The 6,371-nt window shown below is 39.7% G+C and carries 4 protein-coding genes; 1 reads left to right on the forward strand and 3 read right to left on the reverse strand.

Annotated elements, in window-relative coordinates:
- Positions 1-61: 61 nt before the first annotated feature.
- Together BJI48_RS08030 and glyS are read right to left on the reverse strand one after the other, a co-directional pair.
- Positions 62-1,357: an Opr family porin gene (locus BJI48_RS08030; protein WP_095333807.1), complete on the reverse strand. Its 1,296-nt coding sequence runs from the start codon at positions 1,355-1,357 to the stop codon at positions 62-64.
- A gap of 14 nt (positions 1,358-1,371) precedes the next feature.
- Entirely contained in the window at positions 1,372-3,441 is a 2,070-nt protein-coding gene (gene glyS, locus BJI48_RS08035) for a glycine--tRNA ligase subunit beta (RefSeq protein WP_180763093.1), read from the reverse strand.
- A gap of 244 nt (positions 3,442-3,685) precedes the next feature.
- Between glyS and BJI48_RS08040 the strand changes: the two genes are divergently transcribed.
- The gene (locus BJI48_RS08040) at positions 3,686-4,402 is read left to right on the forward strand and encodes a hypothetical protein (protein WP_180763094.1); all 717 of its coding nucleotides are present in this window, start codon (positions 3,686-3,688) and stop codon (positions 4,400-4,402) included.
- Between the two features lie 1,574 nt (positions 4,403-5,976).
- On the opposite strand, the gene BJI48_RS08050 is transcribed toward BJI48_RS08040, so the two are convergent.
- Positions 5,977-6,371, reverse strand: a 395-nt coding sequence (locus tag BJI48_RS08050) for a LicD family protein (protein WP_143428790.1), incomplete at its 5' end; no start/stop codon positions are given.

A 6,371-nucleotide genomic window follows, 5' to 3' on the forward strand; every position in this document is an offset into this window, starting at 1 on the left:
AATAAAATTTGAGAGAGGCATTAAACAACATCTTCATTATGTTTTTGTCAAGAGTGTATGATTAAAATTTAACGCCAAGCCAGACTTTAGCGATATTATTTTGATACCCGTTTTTATCATCGATATTCACATACCCCAAAGAAATATTCATCTGCTTAAGCGCCATTCCAAGCACAGCATTAAATTGCCCTTGCAACGATTTATCTTGAGCGCTCCCATAAGCGCTTATGCCGTATTTGAGTGCCAAAAAATATTTGCCCTCATAGGCGTATTCAAACCGCACATAAGCCGTTTTGCCCCCCTCGCCATAAACGACGGTGTTGTATTCTAAAGGATTATCATCAGCATAAATGGGAAGATTATTGGTAGCATTGCGTTTGTCATTTTGCAAATACCCCACCCCAAAATCCCAACCCTTGTGCCTAAAACCCTGTTCAATCTGCCAGAAATACCCCGCAACACTCCCCATACTTCCAGGAACATAACACGCCAATCCTGCTATTTGACTCAACGAGGGATTTTTGCAGACCACACTGCTTTGCTCGCTCGCTCGGACAAACGCATAATGCAACCGCGTCTTAAACTCCCAATCAGACAAATTCCAATACCAATCCGTCTTGAGACCCCCTACCCATAAAAGCGTATCAAAATAATCATAATACACATTCATATCAAGCCACGGGCGATGGTATTTGACATCCAAAAAATAATTATTCTTGATAGCATAGCCCTCAAAGCGATCATACCAATGACGCATATAACCAAAATCAACATTTTCTTCTGCGTTAGCATAGGCTTGCGTATCAAACCAACCTGCCTGGATGGTAAAATCTTCAAACCTATCGATGACTACAGCAACGCCTTGGATATAATCGCCTATCCATTGGAGATTTAGCGGGAATCTCCCCACACGCAAATTCCCCCAAGCGTTTTTGTAGCCCGCATATAGCGTATGCAGGACAAATCCGGTGCTGGTGTATCGGAAGTCTTTTGCCTCATCATTATTGATACGAAAGCCAACCCCTACAATATCATCGGTGATATCAGAATAAATATCTTGATTTTTTACCCGATGTAAAAGCCCGACCGCACTCAACCCCACGCCAAATTCAAACCCAAAAATCTCTTTGCTTTTTATATCAAATGTGCCAAAAAGATTGGTATAACCGCCCCGAATATGATTTTGCCCCAATCTCCCAAAACCACCCGAACTAAAAAATCCTATCTGGGCATCAAAAACCTTGAAATCACTTTGGGGACTAGCGTTAGCAAATAATAAGCAACTTGAAAAAATCGCTACGATTTTACAAACACGCATCATAAACACCTGCAAGCACGCATAACCCATTTTAAGCATAGAGCCAGCCCTGCTTAAAATGCAATTTCTTTGACATCACCGATTTGGAGGAATTTCTGATAAATGCTAAAGATAAGATTTTTGCGATTTTCTCTAATAGCGCTATCGTTATCATTCACAAGCACATTTTGAAAAAACACATCCAGCGGGGTTTTGAGCGAAAATAACGCCGCAATCTCTGCATCAATGCTTCGAAATTCTTTAGCTTCAATCCCTTTATACGCTTTATAAAGTGCGATTTCTTCGGGCTGTTTGAATAGATTTTCATTGATTTTGGATGTATTTGTATTTTCTTTGTGATTTTTGATTTCTTTGGTGATATTAGCAACACGCTTGAATGTGCTAATAAACGCTTCTTTGTCAGAATTTTCAAAAAATGTATGCAACGCATTAGCTTTCAAGACAATCTTGCTTACATCGCGTTCTTTGCTTCCTAGCACACTCCGATAAATCGAAGCGTTTAAGCCTACAATCCCCTCAAGGCGTTCGATAAAAAAGTCTTCAATCAAAGCTATATCCAAAGGCTTGTAGCTACAGGTGGCAAAAAGCTCGGCAATATCACTATGTAAATCAAAGGGGATTTGGTATTCCAAAACAATTTTTAGCACGCCCGCACACGCCCGCCGCAAGGCAAAAGGGTCTTTTGAACCCGTAGGGATTTTGCCAATGCTAAAAAGTGAAAAAATACTATCAAGCTTATTAGATAATGCCACGATAGAAGAAAATATCCCCGAGGGCAGTGCCGAATCCTCACCTGTGGGGAGATACTGCTCTTTGATAGCTTGGCAAACCAGCTCATCTTCGCCTTGGGCTTTGGCATAATAATACCCCATCAACCCCTGCAATTCGGGAAATTCATAAACCATTTCGCTAAGCAAATCCGCTTTAGAAATTTCTAAAGCCCGTGCGATGAGATTTTTGGCACGCTCGCTAGGCATATCCAAAAACGCTTGATATTTTTGCACCAAAAATAAAGCAATGTTTTTCTCCCGTGCAACCTTGTCTTTGAGGCTACCAAGATCAAAACCAAAAGCGACATCACCAAGCCCATCGGGTTTTAGCCCTCTTTGTAGGTCATTTTGATAAAAAAACATCGCATCGCTCAAACGAGCTTTAAGCACCTTTTGATTCCCTGCGATGATTTTTCCCACATCCAAAGCGGTCGAATTGCTCACCACGATAAAGCCATTGTAGAGCTTTTCATCCTTTTTGATGGCAAAATAACGCTGGTTTTCTTTCATCGATGTGATGATAACCTCTGGCGGGAGGGTCAAAAACTTTGCGTCAAATTCCCCAAACAGCGCCCGAGGATACTCCGTGATCGCAACGATTTCTTCTAAAAGTGCGTTATCAATTTGCACGCTTATATTTTTTTCTTGAGAAAATGCGTGGAGTTCTTGGAGGATTTTTGCCTTGCGTTCAGCTTGCGAGAGGATAACACAGCCGTTTTTAAGCACATCAAAATATTCTTTGATACTGCGGACTTCCTGCCACAAAAACCCCTTGTCAGGATGGATTTTTGTGGCTTTTTTGGCTTCAAAGCCAAACGCATTCATCGCAATCGTTTCATCGCCAAAAAGAATGCAAATATTTCTGATAGGGCGGATGAAGCTTTTTTGCAAAGAGCCCCATCGCATCGACTTTCCAAAGTTGAGACTATCCAAAAAATCACTGATAATAGCAGGCAATACACTCCCAACGCCCACACCGGCGATTTTCCTTGAAAAATATAAAATTTCTTTGCCATCTTTTGTGATGACACAGAGATCTTCCTTGCTCGCTTGAGCTTTTTTGCAAAAGCCTTCCCCTGCCTTGCTCAAGCCTTTTTTGACATCTCCATCGACATAGCCCACACCAAGCGGGGGACCAAAAAACTCTTCATTTCGATCAGAGGTCATCAGCGGGAATTTCGGACAAAATATCACGATACGTCTGGGGGTATAAAAAACTTCGGGCGTGGCAGAAAGATGGTATTTTTCTAGGGCTTCTTGCCATTTGCACCCAATATGGGGAAATTCTTTTAAAAAAGGTAGCGCAGGCAATTCCTCAACCAAAATCTCTACCAACAAATCCTTTGTATTCAAAATCGCTCCTTTAGTCTCTGGCATTTTTAGCGCTCAAATTTTTAAGTATTCTGGCATTTTTTGATGGGAATTTTTTAAATAGATTGCCAAAACCAAACCAAAAAATCATCACCCCAACACGGGCTTGAACTCTGCATTTCAGGCTATATTGATTATTTTTTTGTATTATATATCTTTAGAACTTAAAAAGGTTTTATCTTAAAATCCAATAATATTTATCACAAACCCCAAAAATGAGGCTTTTTTGATTAAAAAATTTACAATATTTCTAATATTTTTGGCACCCCTTTATGCTGAAATCCCGCTTTACAAAATCGAGGGCAAATGCACCGACCCCAAAGACTTTAGCCCCAAGCAAAAACAAGTGATTTTATACGCTTATAACTACGGCGCTTCAAAAGGGCTTGGCTACACGATGGCAGCGATTGCGTGGAAAGAATCGTGTGCAGGAGAATATCTGCTGAATTTCTCCGATCCGAGTGCGGGTATCTATCACGCCCATATCCCCGGTGTCATCAAAAAATACAGCAAATACAAGGACACAAGCTTTGTGCGCAATCTCGTTGGCGAACTCTTGATACGGGATAATGAATTTGCCTCAAAAGTGGCATTGGACACACTGCTGTTTTGGCAAAAAAGGCGCAATGGGAACTATAAAGATATGATCAAATCCTACAATAAAGGCTTCAGCTGGGAAAAAAACAAACGTATTGACAAAATCGCTGAGGATTATTATCAAGATGTCCGTATCAATGTGATAAAACTCCGCAATTTTATCCCCAAATACAGCAAAACACATAACAACGCCCTAAAAATCGAACTTGAAAATAAAAATCAAAGTATCAAAAACACCATCAAAGAGCTTCAAAACTCAAATGCCAAATCTCAAAATCCCCAACAAGGAAAAACTAATCACGAGAAAAATAGACAAGAAAGACCATTTATTATGCCCGAACCTTAAAAAAATATTTATTTTCTACTCGATTCAATTTTTAAAAACTGAATCTGAAGACTGCTATGCAGGGAATAAATCCCTGCTACATTCCTAAAGAATAGGGTTATGACTAGCTATCGCTATTTATCAACCCGTTTTTATTTGAGAAGATTTGCAAATAATTTCAGGATTGCTCCCAGTTGACGGGGGTAGCAGTTCAAATTTCTCATACCCTATGCTATTAATCGTATTGCTGCAGAATTTGCCTATGGAAAGCATAAAAATAATTCTTAGTAGTCTTGAAAAAATGATTGCAAGTTCGGTGGTTTCGCTCATTGGTATGCTCTCGTATTTGTTTATAAATTCTGAAAAGCTTCCAACAATTAAAATTATATTTCTTATTGTTGGAATGGTGATAGCCAGTGTGTTGTCGATAATTCTTGCTTGGATTTTTATGCGGTATTTGGTAGCATTTAAAAAAATGGAAATGGAGAAACAAAATGCTTAGTGATATTGCTCTATGGGCTAGTTTGATAGGTTTTATCTGTGCTTTGGGGATTCCTAGCTACTTTCTTATCGCTTTTGCACTAAAAGACAAGCCGAAAGTCTAATCCTCTCCTTACCAAGAAACCCCCAACCCGCCCTTTTTTAGCCATCAAATTTGTAGCAAAATTTACGTTAAAGAATAAAACATAACGGATAAAGTAATGGCAACGTGGTGGGATAAATTTCTTGATTGGCTCAATAACAAACAAAACGAAGAATCCCAAAAAAGAGATTTTGAATTTTTTAAATCCGTTTATCTATTTTTTACTTGATTCGATAAATCGAATCTGAAGATCGCTTTTTGGGAGCGAAGCCCCCAAACGCTCCTAAAGTAATCATCTCATATTCAAGCAAGCTTGAATATTGGAGATAAGTTTTATAGGTTTTTACTCGGTTTGTTTTGCAAACAAACCTGAAGACCGCTCCCACCGATTTAATCGGTGTTCGCTCCTAAAGTTATTTTACCCACCCACCCGAGTTATATCCCCTGCTAACGCAGGAATATCAACCCAGTTTCTAAGGTTTCTAATTTTGAACCACTTCCAAACCAAGTAATCTACGCCCTGTCATCTCGCCCACTAAGGGGGCGGGTCAGGGGGAAAGGGTTGTTAAGGGGAATGGGGGGCGGACTTCGCAATTTAAGCCCCCCTTCCCCTTAAAAGGCGTAAGCCTCAAAACATTATTTTTTACTCGATTCGATAAATCGAATCTGAAGACCACTCCAACGGGCAAAGCCCGTTTTCGTCCCTAAAGTATGGGCCGTCTGCTATGCTCCTTAAGGTCGCATAAACGCATCGCCGTGCGAAGCTAAAAAAGATAAGCAGTTATCTTTTTTTACGCTTCTCCTTCTCATACCCAAAGCGTTGCTTTGTGTATTTGAGATAAGTTTTATAGGTTTTTACTTATTATGTTTTATTAGATTTGATAAATCGAATCTGAAGACCACTCACGGGAGCGAAGCCCCCGAACGTTGCTAAAGTTCAGGGTTATTCCCAGCTACCGCTGGTCATCAACCCAGTTTCTAAGGTTTTCAATTTTGAACTGCTTTCTTTATATCACCCTTTCTCAATCATCGAATAATCAAAATCTTCATAAGGCAAATCCAAATTCATATAAGCAGGCAAATGTTTGCCGATACGTTCTTCTTCGGGTGGGAGCTGCATATAGTCCCCATACATTTCACGCAAATGCATATCGGTATTGTTTGGTGCTTTGAATATATGCCCCTCAAATGTAACTTCACTAAGCGGGTAAATTATGGATTTTTTAAGGATATTAGAATGAATGCCTGTCATCATTCCATAAATATCCCCGAGATAATCTGATGTTTCGACACTGAATGGGGAATTTCGAACTTTACGATTATAAAACCATCTTAAAAAACCAATCCAAAGATCGCTTTTTGCGAGCATAATGAGCGTTTTGGTAATGAATCTTTTTGGCAGACTTT

Origin of the sequence: Helicobacter sp. 11S02596-1, assembly GCF_002272825.1 — a bacterium.
Taxonomy (GTDB): Bacteria; Campylobacterota; Campylobacteria; order Campylobacterales; family Helicobacteraceae; genus Helicobacter_J.